Source organism: Pseudogemmobacter sonorensis (assembly GCF_042762395.1).
In the GTDB taxonomy this organism is placed as follows: Bacteria; Pseudomonadota; Alphaproteobacteria; order Rhodobacterales; family Rhodobacteraceae; genus Pseudogemmobacter; species Pseudogemmobacter sonorensis.
Genome location: NZ_JBEFZE010000001.1, coordinates 338,534 through 355,209 on the forward strand (window position 1 = coordinate 338,534; position 16,676 = coordinate 355,209).

Here is a 16,676-nt window from a genome sequence, read left to right on the forward strand (position 1 = left end):
GGTGGCTGGCCTATGACAGCCGGGCCGCGCCACCGCGCGCCCCGAACCATGGACCCCGCCCGATGACAGACGAAATCCCGCCGAACCTGCCGCCGACCACGCTGGTCATCGTGCTCGCGGCCGGGCGCGGGACGCGGGCGGGCGGGAAGGTGCCCAAGCAATGGCGGCCCCTTCTGGGGCGTCCGGTGCTGGCGCATACGCTGGAGTGTTTCGCGGCCTTCCCCCGCATGGTGGTGATCGACCCCGCCGATGCGGCGCGGGCGCACCGCCTGCTTTCGCCGGAGCAAGCCGGGCTGCATCTGGTCCATGGCGGCGCCAGCCGGACCGCATCGGTCCGCGCCGCGCTGGAGGCCGCGGCGCGGCTGGCGCGGCCGATCAGCCATGTGCTGATCCACGACGGCGCGCGGCCGCTGGTCTCTGCCCGCCTGATCGCCGATCTGATGGCCGCGCTTGAGCGCAGCCCCGCCGCCGCCCCCGCGCTGGCGGTCACCGACGCGCTCTGGCGCGGCGCGGGGGGCCGGGTGACCGGAACCCTCGCGCGTGAGGGGTTGTTTCGCGCCCAGACCCCGCAGGCCTTCCGCTTCGACGCCCTCCTGGCCGCTTACCGCGATTTCCGGGGCGATGCGGCCGACGATGTGGCGGTGGCTCGGGCCGCCGGGCTTGACGTCGCCATCACCGAAGGCGAGGAGGACAACATCAAGCTCACCTGGCCCGGCGATTTCGCCCGGGCCGAGGCGCTGATCGCGAAACGGAACGGAGAGGGCGCGATGGATCTGCGCATCGGCAACGGCTACGACGTCCATGCCTTCACCGGGGGCGACCATGTCTGGCTCTGCGGCGTCAGGGTGGCGCATGACAAGGCCCTTCTGGGCCATTCCGACGCCGATGTGGGCATGCATGCGCTGACCGATGCGATCTATGGCGCGCTGGCCGAAGGCGATATCGGGCGGCATTTTCCGCCCTCGGACCCGCAATGGAAGGGGGCGGCCAGCCATATCTTCCTCGATCATGCGGTGAAGCTTGCCGCCGCGCGCGGCTACCGTATCGGCAACTGCGACATCACGCTCGTCTGCGAGCGGCCCAGGATCGGCCCCCATGCCCTTGACATGCAGGCCGAACTCGCCCGCATCATGGGGCTGGACCCCGCGCGCGTCAGCGTGAAGGCGACCACCTCGGAACGGCTGGGCTTCACCGGGCGCGAGGAGGGGATCGCCGCCATGGCGAGCGTGGTCCTGCTCGGGGCCTGAAGCGAAGGGGGCCCGAGACGAACGGGGGACCCGGGCCCAGGACCAAACCCCGCCCTCCCCGGCGGGATCCGCGACAACCATCCGCCGCCCGGCGAAAGGGCCAGAACCACATGACCAGCATCATCGCAACCTTCCTCGGCATCGGCCATCTGCGGCCCGCGCCCGGCACCTGGGCCTCGCTCGTCACCACGATCCTGGCGGTTCTGGCCTATCAGGCGGGGCTGGCGCTTCTGGTGCCGCTGGCCTTCGTCGCGGCGACGGTCGCGGGCTTCGTGACCGTGCCGCGCTATCTGGCCGGACGGGCCGACCGTGACCCGTCCGAGGTGGTGATCGACGAGGTGGCGGGCCAGCTTCTGGCGCTGTGCTTCACCATTCTGCCGCTGTGGAACCACGGCGCGGCGCTTGGCTTCGTGTCGGGCGCCTGGCCGGGCTGGGTCGCGCCCTTCGTGCTGTTCCGGCTGTTCGACATCTGGAAGCCCTGGCTGGTCGGGCGGGCCGACCGGCGCCATGACGCGGCGGGGGTGATGCTGGACGACCTCTGGGCGGGGCTGTTCGCCGGGATCGTCTCGGTGGTGCTGGCCGGGCTTTACCATGCGGTGCTGCAGCCATGGCTGGGCTAGGCCCGGCGGAGGCGCTGGTTCGCGCGATCCTGGGCGCCGCGCGGCGGGCGGGTCTCTCTCTCGCCACCGCCGAAAGCTGCACCGGCGGGATGGTGGCGGCCGCGCTGACAGATGTGCCCGGCGCGTCCGAGGTGTTCGATCGCGGCTTCGTCACCTATTCCAACGCCGCCAAGACCCAGATGCTGGGCGTCGCGCCCCGAACGCTCGCCGATCACGGCGCGGTCAGCGAAGAGGTCGCGCGCGAGATGGCCGAGGGCGCGCTTCGCCATTCGCAGGCCGGGCTGGCGGTCTCGATCACCGGCATCGCCGGGCCGGGCGGGTCGGAGTTCAAGCCCGAGGGCCGGGTCTGTTTCGGCCTGGCGCGCCAGGGCCATCCGACGCGGGTCGAGACGGTCGAATTCGGCGCGCCCGGCCGGGCTGAGGTGCGCGCGGCGGCCCGCGACCACGCCCTGCGGCTGCTGGCGCTTGCGCTGGATGCGGCAGTGGATAGGGCGCAGGACGGGGAACCGGCGCCCGGCTGAGCCGCGCCCGCGCCCGTCGCGTGATGGGCGCGTGACGGGCGCGTAACTGGCACCGGGCCTGTGAAATCGCCGATGGATCGCCGGGTCGGATCGCCTGCGGGGGATCGCGGCGGTCCCGCGCCGGGCACCGCCGCCATTCCCGGCGGCTTGGACCCACCGCCCCCGATGCGGGCAGGCGCCCGTCGGCCTGTCGGTCAGGACGCCGGTCCGGGCCCGTAAAGCGCCTCGGCCCGGGCTTCGAAGGCGCGCACGATCCGCTGCATCGCCTCGTTGAAGACAAGCCCGATGATGCCTTGCAAGATCGCGTTGCGGAATTCGAAATCGACGAAGAATTCCACCGCGCAGCCGCCCTCCTCGCGGTCGCGGAAGCCCCAGGTCGAGCGCATGTAGCGAAACGGCCCGTCCAGATATTCGGTCAGGATCCGGCTTTCGCCCGGCAGAAGCGTCACGCGAGAGCCGAAGCGTTCGCGGAACACCTTGAACGAGATCACCAGATCCGCCTCCATCACCTCGCCCCCCGTCTCTCCCCCGGTCTCAAGCGGCGTGCGCGACCGGATCCGCGCCGCCGCGTTCCAGGGCAGAAACTTGGGGTATGATTCCACATCCGCCACCAGATCGAACATCTGGCGCGCGGTATAGGGCAGGTTGCGGGTCTCTTGATGGGTCGGCATGGGCGCGGGCCTTGCGCAAGGGAACGGGCTGCGCCGATGGCGCGAGGGAGCGGATTGCGCCCATGTCGCGCGGACGCGGGGCGATTACAAGGCCGATGGCGGCTTTTCCTCGCGCAGCCCCCGCACAGCCACTGTGCCCGGGAGGGGCCGGGCCCCCGGCGGGACAGAATCGCTTGTGTCCCGGGGCGCCTTCCCGGCAATTAGGGCCTGTGGCCCCCGGGCCCGCCGCCCGCCCGCTTTCGCCCCCCCCCCCCCCGGCCCTTCGCCAAGGATGCCCGCCCCGATGAGCAACCCCGCCCCGGCCACGCGCCCCCATGTCATCGACCGCATGATCTCGGCCAAGGAGATCGCCGCCCGGGTCGAGGCCCTGGCCGCCGAGATCACCCGCGCCTTCGCCGGGACCGACAAGCTGGTGGTCGTGGGGCTTTTGCGCGGCAGTTTCGTCTTCATCGCCGATCTGGTGCGCGAGATCGACCTGCCCTGCGAGGTGGATTTCCTCGAAGCCTCGTCCTACGGCGATTCGACGCAAAGCTCGCGCGAGGTGCGGATCCTCAAGGACCTGCGCGGCGAGATCCAGGGCCGCGACGTGCTGGTGGTCGAGGATATCGTCGACACCGGCTTCACGCTCAGCCATGTCAAGGCGCTGCTCCTGTCGCGCGAACCCCGGCGGCTTGAGATCTGCGCGCTGCTCGACAAGCCCTCGCGCCGCGAGGTGCCGATCCGCGCCACCTGGACCGGGTTCGAGATCCCCGACGAATTCGTCGTCGGCTACGGCATCGACTTCGCGCAGAGAAACCGCAACCTGCCCTTCATCGGCAAGGTGCGGTTCACCGACGCCGAGGGCTAGGCGCGATGGATTTCATGCGCTGGATGCTTCGGGCCAAACGCTGGGCGCAGAATCCGCCCTCGACCCGCCGGGTGGTGTTCATCCTGGGCGTGGTCGCGGCCTGCCTCGCGTTCGGGCTGGTGGAATGGCTGGGGTTCTGGCCCGACTGGCTCAAGGTAAATTCCGCGCGACCGCCGCGGTTCTGACCGGCCTGCGGCCTGACAAGGCGGCGATCGCCGACTAGTCTGGCCCGGATCGGCCCGCCGATCGCACCACCACGGATCGGCCCGCCGATCGCCGCACCACGCCAGCACGAGCGGAGCCAGCATGCGTATCCTGCGAAACCTGATCTTCCTTGCCCTTGTCGCCGGGGTTGCCTTCTGGTGGCTGACCCGCCCGCAGATGCTGGCGCCCGAGGCCCTTGCGGGCCTGACCCCCGATCCCGCCCGCGGCGCCGAGGTCTTCCTCGCCACCGGCTGCGCCTCGTGCCATATGGCGCCGGGTTCGGGGGCCGAGGGGGAGCGCGCCCTGGCCGGCGGCCAGGCCTTCGAGACCGCTTTCGGCACCTTCCACGCCCCGAACATCAGCCAGCACCCCGAGGCCGGGATCGGCAACTGGTCGGTGCTGGACCTGGCCAATGCGCTGACGCGCGGGGTCTCGCCCTCGGGACAGCATCTTTACCCCGCCCTGCCCTATGCCTCATATGCCGGGCTCGCGTTGCAGGATGTCGTCGATCTTCACGCCCATATGCAGGGCCTGCCGCAGGATCCGACGCCAAGCCGCCCGCATGATCTGGGGTTTCCCTTCAACCAGCGCCTCGCGCTTGGCGGCTGGAAATGGCTGTTCTTCACGCCGGGGCGGATCGGCGGGCCGCTGGCCGACGCGCCCGACCTGACCGAGACCGAGGCGCGCGGGCGCTATATCGCCGAGGCCATGGCCCATTGCGCCGAATGCCACACGCCGCGCAATGCGCTTGGCGCGCTGGAGGCGTCGCGCTGGATGGCCGGGGCGCCGAACCCCTCGGGGCGCGGAATGGTGCCGAACATCACCCCCGCCGCGCTGGACTGGAGCGAGGACGAGATCGCCTATTACCTGACCACCGGCTTCACCCCGGATTATGACAGCGCGGGCGGCCACATGGCGCATGTGGTCGAGAATTTCGCCCGCCTGCCCGAGGATTACGCCTTGGCCGTGGCCGCCTATCTCAAGCGCCTGCCTGCCGCCGAATAGGAGGGCGCCGAATAGGAGGGCGCCGAATAGGAGGGCCGGGTCGGGCGGATGCCGGGCAGAACCGGCGCCCCGCCCCGGTGGACACCTGGCCAAAACGGCATGGAGCCAAAAGGGAATCGGGCAAGGCCAGAGCCGGGCAAGGGGGGCACCTGCCGGGGCGGGGCGCGCGCTGGCGGCTCACCACCCTTGGCGCGCGGGCAAGGCGGGACCGCAGCCCCCGAGCAAGCGCGCACCAACCAGCCCCGGCCAATCCCGCCAGGTCAGCAGGCGGCGACTGCCCCCCCCAAAAAAAAGCCGATCAGCGGCCGATCAGGTTCAGGTCGTAATGGGTGGTCTGGTAGATCTCGTTGATCCAGTTGCCGTAAAGCAGATGGGCATGGCTGCGCCAGCGGTTGCGGGGCGGCTGCGACGGGTCGTTGCCGGGATAGTAATGCGCGGGCACATGGATCGGCGTGCCATTGGCTATGTCGCGGTCGTATTCCTGCTTCAGCGTGTCGTTGTCATATTCGAAATGGTTGAAGATATAGAGCGCGCGATGCCCCGGATCCTCGACCAGGCAGGGCCCGACCTCGGCGCTGTCCAGAAGCAGGTTCAGCCCCTCGGCCGCCTCGATCTCGCCCGCGCGCATCTCGGTCCAGCGCGAGACCGGCACGAAGCAATCGTCGGAGAACCCGCGCAGGTAGTGCGACGAGGGCCGGACGTTGCGGTGCAGGTAGCAGCCGAAGGCCTTCTGCGGCAGGATATGCTTTTGCACGCCATGGAAATGGTTGATCATCGCCATGCCGCCCCAGCACACGCCGAAGGTGGAATGCACGTTGGTCTGGGTCCAGTCGAAGACTTCGCGCAATTCGTCCCAATAGGTCACCGCCTCGAAGGGCAGATGCTCGATCGGCGCGCCGGTGATGATCAGCCCGTCGAATTTCTCGGCCTTCACCTCCTGGAACGGGCGGTAGAAGGCCGCCATATGCGCGGCGGCGGTGTTCTTGGTCTGATGCTCGGTCATGCGGATCAGCGAGAGGTCGATCTGCAAGGGCGTGGCGCCGATCAGCCGGGCGAACTGGTTCTCGGTCTGGATCTTCTTCGGCATCAGGTTCAGCAGCCCGATCCGCAGCGGCCGGATGTCCTGCCGCGCCGCCCGCTCGGGCGACATGACCATCACGCCCTCGTCGCGCAGGACTTCGAAGGCGGGAAGGGTCTCGGGCAGGGTGATGGGCATGTCTGGCGTTCCTGATGCGGGCCGGATGGGGTAATGCCGCCGGATCCGGGAAACCGGAAGGCGGCAGGGCGGATTTCGGGGGCTGATTTATGCGCCGGGGCGCCTGCGATCAATGGCCGAGGCAAGCAGCGCATTGAAATCGGCGGGGGTGCGGACCTCGGCCACCTCTTCGGCGGTAATGGTGACCCCCCATTCCGCCATGGCGGCATAGCGCGGCTGGCGATGCGCCAGCGCCCGGGCATAGGTCCAGCGCACGAAATGGTCGGGATCGCAGTTTTCCTCGGTCACGCCATGGCTTGCGCGGTATTCCTGCCACATCGCCTCAAGAAAGGCGGGCTGGTAATACATCGGCTTCGGCGCGCGGTCGAAGCGGCGCACCAGCTCTTCGGTATGGGCGTCGGATCCCTTGATCCAGACCAGAAGCAGGGTCTGCGCCAATTGCCCCAGCACCGCATCCGCAGGGTCGAATGGGTCGACCACCTCGCAGATCGAGCCCGAACTGTCGCAGATGAAATCGCGGTAGCCGTAGATGTCCTCGGCCCGTTCGATGAAATGGCGGGTGTCCAGCGTGGCGGCGATCTCGGCCTCGCGGTGCTCGCGCTGGCGCTTCATGTATTCGGCGAAAGGCAGCCCGCCCCTGGCCGGATCGCCGGGCTTGCCCAGATAGGTCGAGAGCGGTGCGAGATTGTCGAAGGTGATGTTCGAGGCGATGAAGACGGAATCCGTCATCAGCAATTCGCGCAAGAGCGGCACCTTCATCGCCTCGCGCTTGAAGTTGTCGGCGATATGCTCGCCCATGTAGCGGGTGCCGATGCGGTAATCGACCGAGTAGTGGAACCAGCCCCCGCCCTGCCCCGGCGCGGTGTCGCGCATCAGGTTGGAAAGCCAGGTCTTGCCCAGCCCCGACATGCCGAAGAGCAGGACCCTCTTGTGCGAGGAGTCCAGGTAATCCTTGCCCGACCGATAGATCATCGCGCGTCTTCCCCCTCGGCGCCACCGGATCGGGGCGCCCGGCTGCGGGTTTAGCCCGCGGCCCGCCCGCTTGCACGGGGAAAATGCGGAGAGAACGGCGGGCGAAGGCGAAAGGGCCCTGCCCGGCCCGAACGGCCCGTGGCGGGGCCCCGGTCCTTGCCCGGGGCCTTTGCTGCGGGGTCTTCTCCGGGGGGCCTTCTTGCCCCCCCGGGCGCGGGCCTCAGAAACGGCCTCTCAGAAGCTGAAACCCACCTTCAGCCCCACGGCGACGGCATGGTTGCCGGTCATCGCGGCCCGGGCCTGCGGCGGGATCGCGGTGCGCGGCAGCGAATCGCCCAGATCCAGATAGCGCACCCCCGCCGTCACCTTCACATTGTCCTGGGTATAGACCACGCCCAGGCCGATCCCCTTGTAGCCGTTGGTCGGCGCGAGGGGCGAGACCAGCGGATTGCCCTCGGGCTCGTAGGTCGCGAAGACCGAGCCGGACCAGTTCTCGTTGAACCGCCGCCCGACGCCCAGGGTATAGGTGGTGGTGTCCTCCAGGCTGACCAGCCCCTGGCCCGCGGCCGGGGTGAAAAGCGGCGGGTCGATCTTGAACGAACTCCAGTCCACCCAGCGGATCGAGCCGAAGACCAGCGTGTCGGCGGCGACGCCGGTCTGGAAATCGATGTTGACCGCCTGGGGCGTGTCGACCGAGGTCACCCCCGGCAGGGGCGTGCCCGCCGGATAGGGCCCGATCGGGATCGGGAAGGTCTCGGTCGTGTCCATGTCATGGGTCACCTTCGAGAAATAGGTCACCGCCACCCGCAGCGCGATATCGGGCCGCTCATAGGCGGCGCCGACCAGATAGCCGGTGCCCCAGGTCTCGTCGAAGCGCACGTTGTAGCCGCCGAGCGGGCCATAGGCCGCGCCCGAAAGCGTCACCTCGCCCGCTGCCTTCGAGGCCCGGATCCCGCCATGGACCGAGATATTGTCGTCGAAGCGATAGCGCAGGATCCCGGTGATCACATCGCTGTCCAGTTGCGCCAGGGTGCCGCCGAGCGCGATGGAATTGCCCAGGGGGTAAAGCACGTCGGCGCCGTAATCCTGGCCATAGATCAGCGCGGCCGAAAGCCGGGTGCTCAGGTCGTATTTCAGCGCGATCCCGGGCAGCGCATGGTCGCCCGCCACCGATCCGGTGGCGCGTCCGCCGAACACCGCCATGTCGTTGCCGCTGACGCTGGGCATGATCCGCCCATAGCTGATCTCGGCGTAATTGCCCTGTTCGAACAGGATCGCGATGGACTGGCCGGAGCGGTCCACACCGCCCGCATCAGCCATCCCCGCGCCGCAGACGATGGCTGCGGTCGTTGCCAGTAAACGTTTCATCTCTCTCCCTCATCCTTGCGAAAGGATCTCCCCCTTCCACGCTAGGAGGTGCTGTGAAAACGGTCAATCGGGACGCGACGTCAAGCAAACTTCACATGCCGGGACAGCCCTGGGCGTTTTACAGGACGGGTTTGCCCGCGGATCGTTTCTCGAACCCCAGGGACCAGACATTCGCCATCAGGATCAGCGCGGCGCCGAAGGCAAGGCCCAGCGTCAGCGGCTCGTCGTAGAATGCCGCGCCGATCAGCGCGATGATCGGCAGGCGCATGAAATCGACCGGCCCGACGAAAGAGGCCGGGGCCAGCGACAGCGCCCGGGTCAGGCACAGATGCGCGCCGATGCCGCAAAACCCGATCAGTGCAAGCCAGGGCGCGCTTTGCGCATCGGGCAGCACCATCGCCCCGTCATGCAGCGCCAGCACAAGCCCGAAGACCGACTGGATCAGCGCGAGCCAGAACAGGATCGAGAACAGATCCTCCTCTCGCGTCAGCCGCTTGGTCAGGATCATGGTCGCGGCGAAGAACACCGCGCTGGCGGCGGCCGCCATGACGCCCGGCTCGGGATCGGCGAAATCCGGCTGCGCCACCAGCAGGATGCCGATGAAGCCAAGCCCCGCCGCCGCCAGCCGCGCCGGACGCAGCCGCTCGCCCAGAAACAGCGGCGAGAGCAGGATCACCCACAGCGGCGAGGTGAATTCCAGCGCGAAGACCTGCGCCAGCGGGATCTGGGTCACCGCCCAGAACCACAGCGCCGTGCCGCAGAAGTGCACGCTGTTGCGCGCCAGATGCCCCGGCAGCCGCCGCGCCCTGATCCGGCCCGCCCGGCCAAGCGCGAAGGCCAGCGCCACCACCAGCACCAGCCCGACCAGCGAGCGATAGGCCAGCACCTCGAAAACCTCGTGGCGGTCCTTGACCGCGCGGGTGGCGATGGCCATGGCCGAGAAGGACAGGATCGAGCCGACCATCCAGGCCGCCGCCGCCATGGGCCGGTGCGCGTCGGGCGCGGCGACGCCATGCAGGACCGCCGCGCCCGAGGCGAGGTTGGCGGCGAGGTCGTCGGCAAGATCGGCGGCGGGGTCCGGGGTTCGGTTTGGGCCATGGTCCGGGGCGGGACGCGAACCAAGGTGTGCCCCCTCCCCCGTCCCGGCCTTGTCCCGGTCGGGCAGGGTGTCGCCCATGCCGACACAGCCCCGGACCGCCGAAGGCCGTCCAGCCGACCGGCCATGCGGCGCCTGCACGCCGATGGATTCGTGATTTCCCTCTCCCATCCGCGTTTCATCGCCCGGGCGGAGGGATCTGTCCAGCCGTCTTCTCCAGGAGCCGGTCGCCCGGCCGACCTGCCCGATAACAGCCGGGCGGCCCCGCCCCGGCGGCGGGACGCAGAGCCTCGGCCCCGAAGCGAGGCGGACGATCCGCCTGAGGCAGGCGGGCTCCGCGGCACGACCGTCGCCGCGCGGGCCCTGCGCGCGCTAAAGCCCGGTGGTGCGATAATCGCGGCGCAGATGCGCGGTGGCCTTGTGCCAGGCCCCCGCACGGGCACGCGCCTGATGCGCCTCGAAGGCGGCACGGTCGGCGAAAGCCTCGTCCACCAGCCAGATCAGCGGATCGGCGGTCGGGCTGACGTTGAAGGACAGGCACCCCGGCTCGGCCCGCGACAGGCGGACATGCTCGGCGACCAGCGAGGAGACCAGTTCGGCCTCGACCATATTGCCGCAGATCAGGCGGCCCGTGAGCGTAATCATGTGAGCGTGATCATTCGAGTTCGATCGTGCCCGGCGGTTTCGAGGTCACGTCGTAGAAGACGCGGTTGACGCCACGGACCTCGTTGATGATCCGGGTCATGGTCTCGCCCAGGAAATCGTGGCTGAAGGGATAGGTGTCGGCGGTCATGCCGTCGACGCTGGTCACCGCGCGCAGGCCGACGGCATAATCGTAGGTCCGCCCGTCACCCATCACGCCCACGGTGCGCATCGGCAGGATGGCGGCGAAGGCCTGCCAGATCTGGTCGTAAAGCCCGTGCCTGCGGATCTGGTCGATATAGACCGCATCGGCCTCGCGCAGGATGGCCAGTTTCTCGCGGGTGATCTCGCCCGGGCAGCGGATGGCAAGGCCGGGGCCGGGGAACGGGTGGCGACCGATGAAGCTTGCGGGCAGGCCGAGTTCGCGCCCCAGGGCGCGGACCTCGTCCTTGAACAGCTCGCGCAGCGGCTCCACCAGTTTCAGCCCCATCTTTTCCGGCAGGCCGCCCACATTGTGATGCGACTTGATGGTGACCGAGGGGCCGCCCGAGAAGGAGACGCTTTCGATCACATCGGGATAGAGCGTGCCCTGGGCCAGGAACTCCGCGCCCTCGATCTGGTTGGCGTATTTCTGGAACACGTCGATGAAGAGACGCCCGATGGTCTTGCGCTTCACCTCGGGGTCCGAGACGCCTTCCAGCGCGCCCAGGAACAATTCGCTTTCATCCGCCGCGATCAGCCGGATGTTGTAATTGTCGCGAAACATCGCGACGACCTCTTCGGCCTCGTTCTTGCGCAAGAGGCCATGGTCGACGAAGACACAGGTGAGCTGGTCGCCGATCGCCTCATGGATCAGTACGGCGGCGACGGAACTGTCGACCCCGCCCGAAAGCCCGCAGATCACCTGTCGGTCGCCGACCTGGTCGCGGATGGCGCGGATCGCCTGTTCGCGGTAGCCCGCCATGGTCCAGTCGCCGGTGAAGCCCGCCAGCCGGACGAAATTCTCGTAGAGTTTCGCGCCCTTGGGGGTGTGGTGCACCTCGGGGTGGAACTGCACGGCGTAGAAATGGCGCGCGGGATCGGCGGTGACGGCGAAGGGCGCGCCGGGCGAGGTGCCATAGACCCGGAACCCCGGGGCGATCCGGCTGACATGGTCGCCGTGGCTCATCCAGACCTGTTCGGGCCCGGATTCGAACCAGCCGTCGAGGATCGCGAGCCGCTCATCGGCGGGCGCGACGAAAGCGCGGCCGAATTCGGCGGTGCCATGGCCCGATTCGACGAGGCCGCCGAGTTGCGTCATCATGGTCTGCTGGCCGTAGCAGATCCCCAGCACCGGGACGCCGAGGCTCCAAAGCGCCTCGGGCGCGCGGGGGCTGCCCGGTCGCGTCACCGAATCCGGCCCACCCGACAGGATCACCGCGCGCGGCGCGAAATCGCGCAGGAAGGCGTCGGTCACGCGGTTGTAGGGATGGATCTCGCAATAGACGTTCAACTCGCGCAGGCGGCGCGCGATCAACTGGGTGACTTGCGATCCGAAATCGATGATGAGAAGGCGCTGATGCTGGGTCATGGCTTCGCTTAGGGCCAGAGGTGCGAAATCGCAAGAGGGCGCGGCGCGCGGGGGATGGCGGGAGGGGGCGCTGCCCCCCGTCCGCGCCGGGCGCGGACTCCCCCGGGATATTTTTGCAAAGAAGAAAGGGATGGAGCGGGGAGGGCTTTGCGGGCCGGTTGCTGGGGGTTCGGGGGGGGCGAGGCGGGGTCAGCGGAAGAGGACCAGCGCCTCGGGGCTCCAGGCGACATCGACCTTGGTGCCGACATCGAGCACCGGGCGGCCGGGCACGTTGCGCATCGACAGCCGCATCTCGATCTCGGTGCCTTCGAGGATCACGTCGTAATAGGTCATGTCGCCGAAATAGATCACCTCGTCGATATGGCCGGGGAAGGTGCGCTCTTCGGTGCTCTGGCCGGGATAGACCAGGGTCAGCGTCTCGGGCCGCAGGCCGACCGCGGGCGCGTCGCCCCGGGCGGGCGGGGCCTGGTCGGCCGAGAGCGTGGCGCGACCGAGGCCGGGGGCCTCGATCTCGATCCGGCCGCCGGTCTCGTCGAGGATGCGGGCGGGGATGAAGTTCATCGTGCCGATGAAATCGGCGACCTGGCGGGTGGCCGGGCGGCGGTAGAGCGTCTCGGGATCGGCCAGTTGGGCGATCTGGCCCTCGAACATCACGGCGATACGGTCGGACATCACCAGCGCCTCTTCCTGGTCGTGGGTGACCAGGATGAAGGTGATGCCGACCTGGCGTTGCAGCTTGATCAGCTCCACCTGCATATGTTCGCGCATCTTCTTGTCGAGCGCGGAGAGCGGCTCGTCCAGAAGCAGCACCTTGGGTTTCAGGATCAGCGCCCGCGCCAGCGCCACCCGCTGTCGCTGGCCGCCGGACAGCGCATGGGCGGCGCGGCCACCGTAGCCCTTGAGCCCGACCATCTCCAGCGCCTCTTCCACGGCGGCGGCCTTCTCGGCCCTGGAGCGCGGATCGCGGCGCAGGCCGAAGGCCACGTTCTCGGCCACCGACATATGCGGGAAGATGGCGTAGCTCTGGAACACCATATTGGTCGGGCGCACATTGGCCGCGACCCGGGCCATGTCCTTGCCATCGATCAGCACGACGCCCGAGGAAATGTCCTCGAACCCGGCGATGGTGCGCAAGAGCGTGGTCTTGCCGCAGCCCGAGGGGCCGAGGAGCGAGAAGAACTCGCCCGCCCGGATCGTCGCGGTGATGCCGCGCAGGGCGTGGTAATCGCCGTAATATTTGTGGACGTCGCGGAATTCGATCATGGTCTGGCGCGGCGGCGGCACCGCCGCCGGATCGCTTTGGGTCAGGGTCGTGGGATCTGCGCTCACAGGAAGCCTCCGCTGTCCTTGCCGCCCGCGCGCGCAACGCCCCGGCGACGGAAATATTCGGCGATCATCAGGATGATGACCGAGGCGGTCACCAGGCAGGTGCCAAGCGCCAGAACCATCGGCACCTTGGCCGGAAAGCGGAACTGGCCGTAGATATAGGTCGACAGCACCGTATCGTTCCCGGCGATGAAGCTGGCGATGATATATTCGTCGATCGAGATCGTGAAGGAGATCAGGAAGGACGAGATCATCCCCGGCATCACCAAAGGCAGCGCGATCAGGCGGAAGGCCGAGAGCTGGGTCTCGCCCAGGTCCAGCGCGGCCTCTTCGAGCGAGCCGTCGAGGCTCTGGAAGGCCGAGGTCATGATGGTGACCGCGAAGGGCATGCACATCAGCACATGGCCGAAGATCACCGTGATCCACGACAGCGGCACCGCCATCCAGTTCAGCACGATCAGCATCGACATCGCCACGATGATCTCGGGCAGGACCAGCGGCACCAGGATCAGCCCCATCACCCCGGGCTTGCCCGGCCAGCGGTAGCGCGTCACCGCCCGCGCCGCCAGCACGCCGAGCGAGGTCGCGATCACCGCGGTGGAAAGCGAGATCACCAGGCTGGTGCGCAAGGCCTGCCACAAGGCCCGGTCCGCCCACATCTCGGCGAACCAGCGCCCGGTCACGCCCGAGAGCGGAAAGGACACCACCGTCGCGTCGTTGAAGGCGAAGATCGGCAGGATCAGGATCGGCGCGTAGAGAAACACCAGATACAGGATCGAATAGCCCCGAAGGCCGGGCGCGCGGGTCATCGGCGGGCTCCGAGATAGCGTCGGTTGAGAAGAACGAAGGCGATCGAGATCAGCGTAACGATGGCCATCGCCGTCACCGCCACCGCCGAGCCCATGGCATGGTCACGCTTGCGCAGCATCTCGACCTCGACCAGATTGGCGATCATCGGATTGGTCGATCCGCCCATCAGCTTTGCGGTGACGTAATCGCCGACGACGGGGATGAAGACGATCAGCACCGCCGCCACCACGCCGGGCATGGTCAGGGGAAGCGTGACGCGCAGAAAGGTCATCAGCTTCGATTCGCCCAGATCCTGCCCCGCCTCCAGCAGCGAGCGGTCGACCTTTTCCAGCGCGACGAAGATCGGCAGCACCGCGAAGGGCGCGAAGGCATGGCTGAGCGTGATGATGATCGCCAGCACGCCATTGGCGAGGATATTGGCGGGCTCGAATCCGAAGAGGCCGATGAAATTGTCGAAAATGCCGTTGTAGCCCAGGATGGTGCGCCACAGCGCCATGCGGATGATGTAGCTGGTCCAGAACGGGATGGTGATCAGGAAGATCCAGAGCGGCTTTCGCGACGGCGCGACGTGGAAGCTGACGAAATAGGCGATCGGATAGGCGAGTGCCACCGTCGCCAGCGTCACGCAGACCGCGATGAACAGCGAGCGCAGCATGACCGAGCGGTAGACCGGCTCGGTCAGGACGCGGGCGAAATTCTCGAAGGTGAAGAACATCCGCTCGGCGTCGCCCGGGGCCAGAGGCACCCGCACCCGGCCCTGGTCGATGCCGACGAAGGCAAGCCCCACGATGATCGCGAAAGGCACCGCCAGCACCAGGATCGTGAAGAGAAACGGCGGCGAGACCAGAAGCCAGCCCGATTTCGTCTCGGCCGATATCACTTTCGCCATGCCGCCCCCTGCTGCCGCCGTTCCTGCGCGCGCCGCCCTTTCGGTCCAAGCGTCGCGACGCGGCGTTTGATCAAAACTGCCGCCGCTTTCGCGACTTGGCAAGCCCGGTTTTGAGGCCCCCGCACGCCCGGGCAAGGCCTGGGGCCCGGCGCAGGGGATCGGCCAGGCCCTCCCGCCCGGTTTTCCGTCTGAAACTCGGGCAGTTTGTGGTTGCTGCTTAAATATTATGCGAAATGGGCGCCCTGCCCGCTCAGACCACCAGCGCCGCCGGGGGATGGGCCAGCAGCCGCGCCAGCCGCGCCAGCGCATCCTCGAATTCCGCCATCGGGATATTCCCGGGAATCGCCAGCCGCACCGCATTGGGCGCCCGCCCGCCCACCAGCGCATATTCGTCGGCCGGGCGCACCAGCACGCCCTCCAGCTCGGCCATCCGCGTGAAGGTCGAGGCCCGCCAGCCAAGCGGCAGGTTCAGCCAGACGAAGGGCACCCCGGGCTGCCAGTTCAGGTCGTAGCGGCCCAGCCGGTTCACCAGCCGTTGCAGGCGATCGGCGAATTCGGCCTGGACGCGGGCGCGGATCCGCGCCGCCGCCCCGGTCTCGAACAGATAGAGGCAAAGCTCGGCCACCGGGCGCGCCAGCGCGAAGAAGGCGTATTGCGCCGAAAGCCGCCCGGCCTCGCCCATGCCCGTCGGGCAGACCACATAGCCGAAGCGCAGCGCCGCCGAGATGGTCTTCGAGACCGAGCCGACCATCCAGACCCGCTCGGGCGCCAGCGCGCGCAGCGAGGGGATGTCGCTTTCGGCCACCGAATAGCAATCGTCCTCAAGGATCTGAAGGTCGAAATTGCGGGCGATCTCGGCGATTTCCAGCCGCCGCCCGATCGGCATCCGCCCGGTGGTGGGGTTCTGCGCCTCGGTGGTCAGGCACAGGATCTGCGGCCCGTGGCGGCGGCAGGCGGCCTCCAGCGCGGCGGGGACGATGCCATGGCGGTCGATCTCGACCGCCGCCACCTCGGCCCGGGCCGAGCGCGCGGCATAGCGAAAGCCGGGATAGGCGAGTTCCTCCAGCAGAACCACCGGCCGCTCGCCCCGCAGGCAGCAGTCGAAGACCAGCGAGACCGCGTTCTGCCCGCCATGGGTCAGCGCGATATCCTCGGGCCCGACCGGGCCCAGGATACGGTCGCCCACCCATTGCACGATCTGTTCGCGCAGCCGACCCTCGCCGGTCTGGCTGGTGTAGTCGAGCCAGTCGCCCCCCCGGGCCGCATCCCCCTCCAGGCCCGCCACCATTTCCAGCAGCGCGGCGCGGAAGGCGCCGGTCTGGCCGACCTCGGGGACCTGGGGCGGGCGCAGGTCGATGAAGCCCTTTGTGCCGGATTGTATCCGCTCTTGATACAGCGGTTGTGTCGGTCCCAGCCGGGGCTGCGCCGCCGCGACGAAGGTGCCGCGCCCGACCGTGGCCTCCAGCAGCCCCTCTTGCGTGGCAAGCTGATAGGCGCGCGCCACCGTGCCCGGGGTCAGATGCAGCCGCCAGGCCAGGTCGCGCACCGTGGGCAACTGGCTGCCCGGCGGCAGCGTGCCCGAGCGGATCGCCTCGCGCAGCGCCCGCGACAGGCCCAGATATTTCGGCCCGGGAAAGGCATTCAGATCGGGAGACCAACTTGTATCTGACAC

At 68.5% G+C, this 16,676-nt stretch carries 17 protein-coding genes; 6 read left to right on the plus strand and 11 right to left on the minus strand.

Annotated features, from left to right (window positions below; translation table 11 throughout):
- The first annotated feature begins 62 nt into the window (after positions 1–62).
- The 3 genes from ABNX41_RS01425 (at position 63) to ABNX41_RS01435 (ending at position 2,388) form a co-directional block, all read left to right on the plus strand.
- Positions 63–1,247, plus strand: a complete 1,185-nt coding sequence (locus ABNX41_RS01425) for a bifunctional 2-C-methyl-D-erythritol 4-phosphate cytidylyltransferase/2-C-methyl-D-erythritol 2,4-cyclodiphosphate synthase (protein ID WP_438667927.1) — start codon at positions 63–65, stop codon at positions 1,245–1,247.
- Positions 1,248–1,357: 110 nt separating this feature from the next.
- Positions 1,358–1,867, plus strand: coding sequence for a phosphatidylglycerophosphatase A family protein (locus ABNX41_RS01430; RefSeq protein ID WP_438667928.1), 510 nt, complete (start codon positions 1,358–1,360; stop codon positions 1,865–1,867).
- Positions 1,855–2,388: a CinA family protein gene (locus tag ABNX41_RS01435; protein WP_438667929.1), complete on the plus strand. Its 534-nt coding sequence runs from the start codon at positions 1,855–1,857 to the stop codon at positions 2,386–2,388. Before ABNX41_RS01430 ends, ABNX41_RS01435 begins: the two co-directional genes overlap by 13 nt.
- Before the next feature lie 194 nt (positions 2,389–2,582).
- Here the strand turns inward: ABNX41_RS01435 and ABNX41_RS01440 are convergent, their stop codons facing one another.
- Positions 2,583–3,059: a type II toxin-antitoxin system RatA family toxin gene (locus ABNX41_RS01440; protein WP_438667930.1), complete on the minus strand. Its 477-nt coding sequence runs from the start codon at positions 3,057–3,059 to the stop codon at positions 2,583–2,585.
- A 283-nt stretch (positions 3,060–3,342) separates the two neighbouring features.
- Between ABNX41_RS01440 and hpt the strand changes: the two genes are divergently transcribed.
- From hpt to ABNX41_RS01455, 3 genes are all read left to right on the plus strand, one after another.
- Positions 3,343–3,906 carry a hypoxanthine phosphoribosyltransferase gene (gene hpt, locus ABNX41_RS01445; protein ID WP_438667931.1) on the plus strand — a complete coding sequence of 188 codons (564 nt, stop codon included), beginning with the start codon at positions 3,343–3,345 and terminating at the stop codon, positions 3,904–3,906.
- A 14-nt stretch (positions 3,907–3,920) separates the two neighbouring features.
- Positions 3,921–4,091: a hypothetical protein gene (locus ABNX41_RS01450; protein ID WP_438667932.1), complete on the plus strand. Its 171-nt coding sequence runs from the start codon at positions 3,921–3,923 to the stop codon at positions 4,089–4,091.
- A 121-nt stretch (positions 4,092–4,212) separates the two neighbouring features.
- Positions 4,213–5,115: a c-type cytochrome gene (locus ABNX41_RS01455; protein ID WP_438667933.1), complete on the plus strand. Its 903-nt coding sequence runs from the start codon at positions 4,213–4,215 to the stop codon at positions 5,113–5,115.
- A gap of 298 nt (positions 5,116–5,413) precedes the next feature.
- Here ABNX41_RS01455 and metA read toward each other — a convergent pair whose 3' ends face one another.
- The 10 genes from metA to ABNX41_RS01505 all read right to left on the minus strand — a co-directional run bounded on the left by metA (position 5,414) and on the right by ABNX41_RS01505 (position 16,676).
- On the minus strand, positions 5,414–6,331 hold the full coding sequence (metA, locus tag ABNX41_RS01460) for a homoserine O-acetyltransferase MetA (protein WP_438667934.1): 918 nt from the start codon (positions 6,329–6,331) through the stop codon (positions 5,414–5,416).
- 87 nt (positions 6,332–6,418) lie between these two features.
- Complete coding sequence (locus ABNX41_RS01465; RefSeq protein ID WP_438667935.1) at positions 6,419–7,303, minus strand: ATPase; 885 nt, start codon at positions 7,301–7,303, stop codon at positions 6,419–6,421.
- Positions 7,304–7,537: 234 nt separating this feature from the next.
- Complete coding sequence (locus ABNX41_RS01470; protein WP_438667936.1) at positions 7,538–8,671, minus strand: OmpP1/FadL family transporter; 1,134 nt, start codon at positions 8,669–8,671, stop codon at positions 7,538–7,540.
- Between the two features lie 118 nt (positions 8,672–8,789).
- Positions 8,790–9,938: a DMT family transporter gene (locus tag ABNX41_RS01475; RefSeq protein WP_438667937.1), complete on the minus strand. Its 1,149-nt coding sequence runs from the start codon at positions 9,936–9,938 to the stop codon at positions 8,790–8,792.
- Between the two features lie 201 nt (positions 9,939–10,139).
- Entirely contained in the window at positions 10,140–10,412 is a 273-nt protein-coding gene (locus ABNX41_RS01480; protein ID WP_438667938.1) for a putative quinol monooxygenase, read from the minus strand.
- 10 nt (positions 10,413–10,422) lie between these two features.
- A complete protein-coding gene (gene guaA, locus ABNX41_RS01485) occupies positions 10,423–11,979 on the minus strand; it encodes a glutamine-hydrolyzing GMP synthase (RefSeq protein WP_438667939.1) in 1,557 nt (518 codons plus the stop codon).
- Positions 11,980–12,168: 189 nt separating this feature from the next.
- Positions 12,169–13,242, minus strand: a complete 1,074-nt coding sequence (locus ABNX41_RS01490; RefSeq protein WP_438667968.1) for an ABC transporter ATP-binding protein — start codon at positions 13,240–13,242, stop codon at positions 12,169–12,171.
- Positions 13,243–13,304: 62 nt separating this feature from the next.
- Positions 13,305–14,114: an ABC transporter permease gene (locus tag ABNX41_RS01495; RefSeq protein WP_438667940.1), complete on the minus strand. Its 810-nt coding sequence runs from the start codon at positions 14,112–14,114 to the stop codon at positions 13,305–13,307.
- A complete protein-coding gene (locus tag ABNX41_RS01500; RefSeq protein ID WP_438667941.1) occupies positions 14,111–15,004 on the minus strand; it encodes an ABC transporter permease in 894 nt (297 codons plus the stop codon). Before ABNX41_RS01500 ends, ABNX41_RS01495 begins: the two co-directional genes overlap by 4 nt.
- Before the next feature lie 250 nt (positions 15,005–15,254).
- Complete coding sequence (locus ABNX41_RS01505) at positions 15,255–16,676, minus strand: aminotransferase-like domain-containing protein (RefSeq protein ID WP_438667942.1); 1,422 nt, start codon at positions 16,674–16,676, stop codon at positions 15,255–15,257.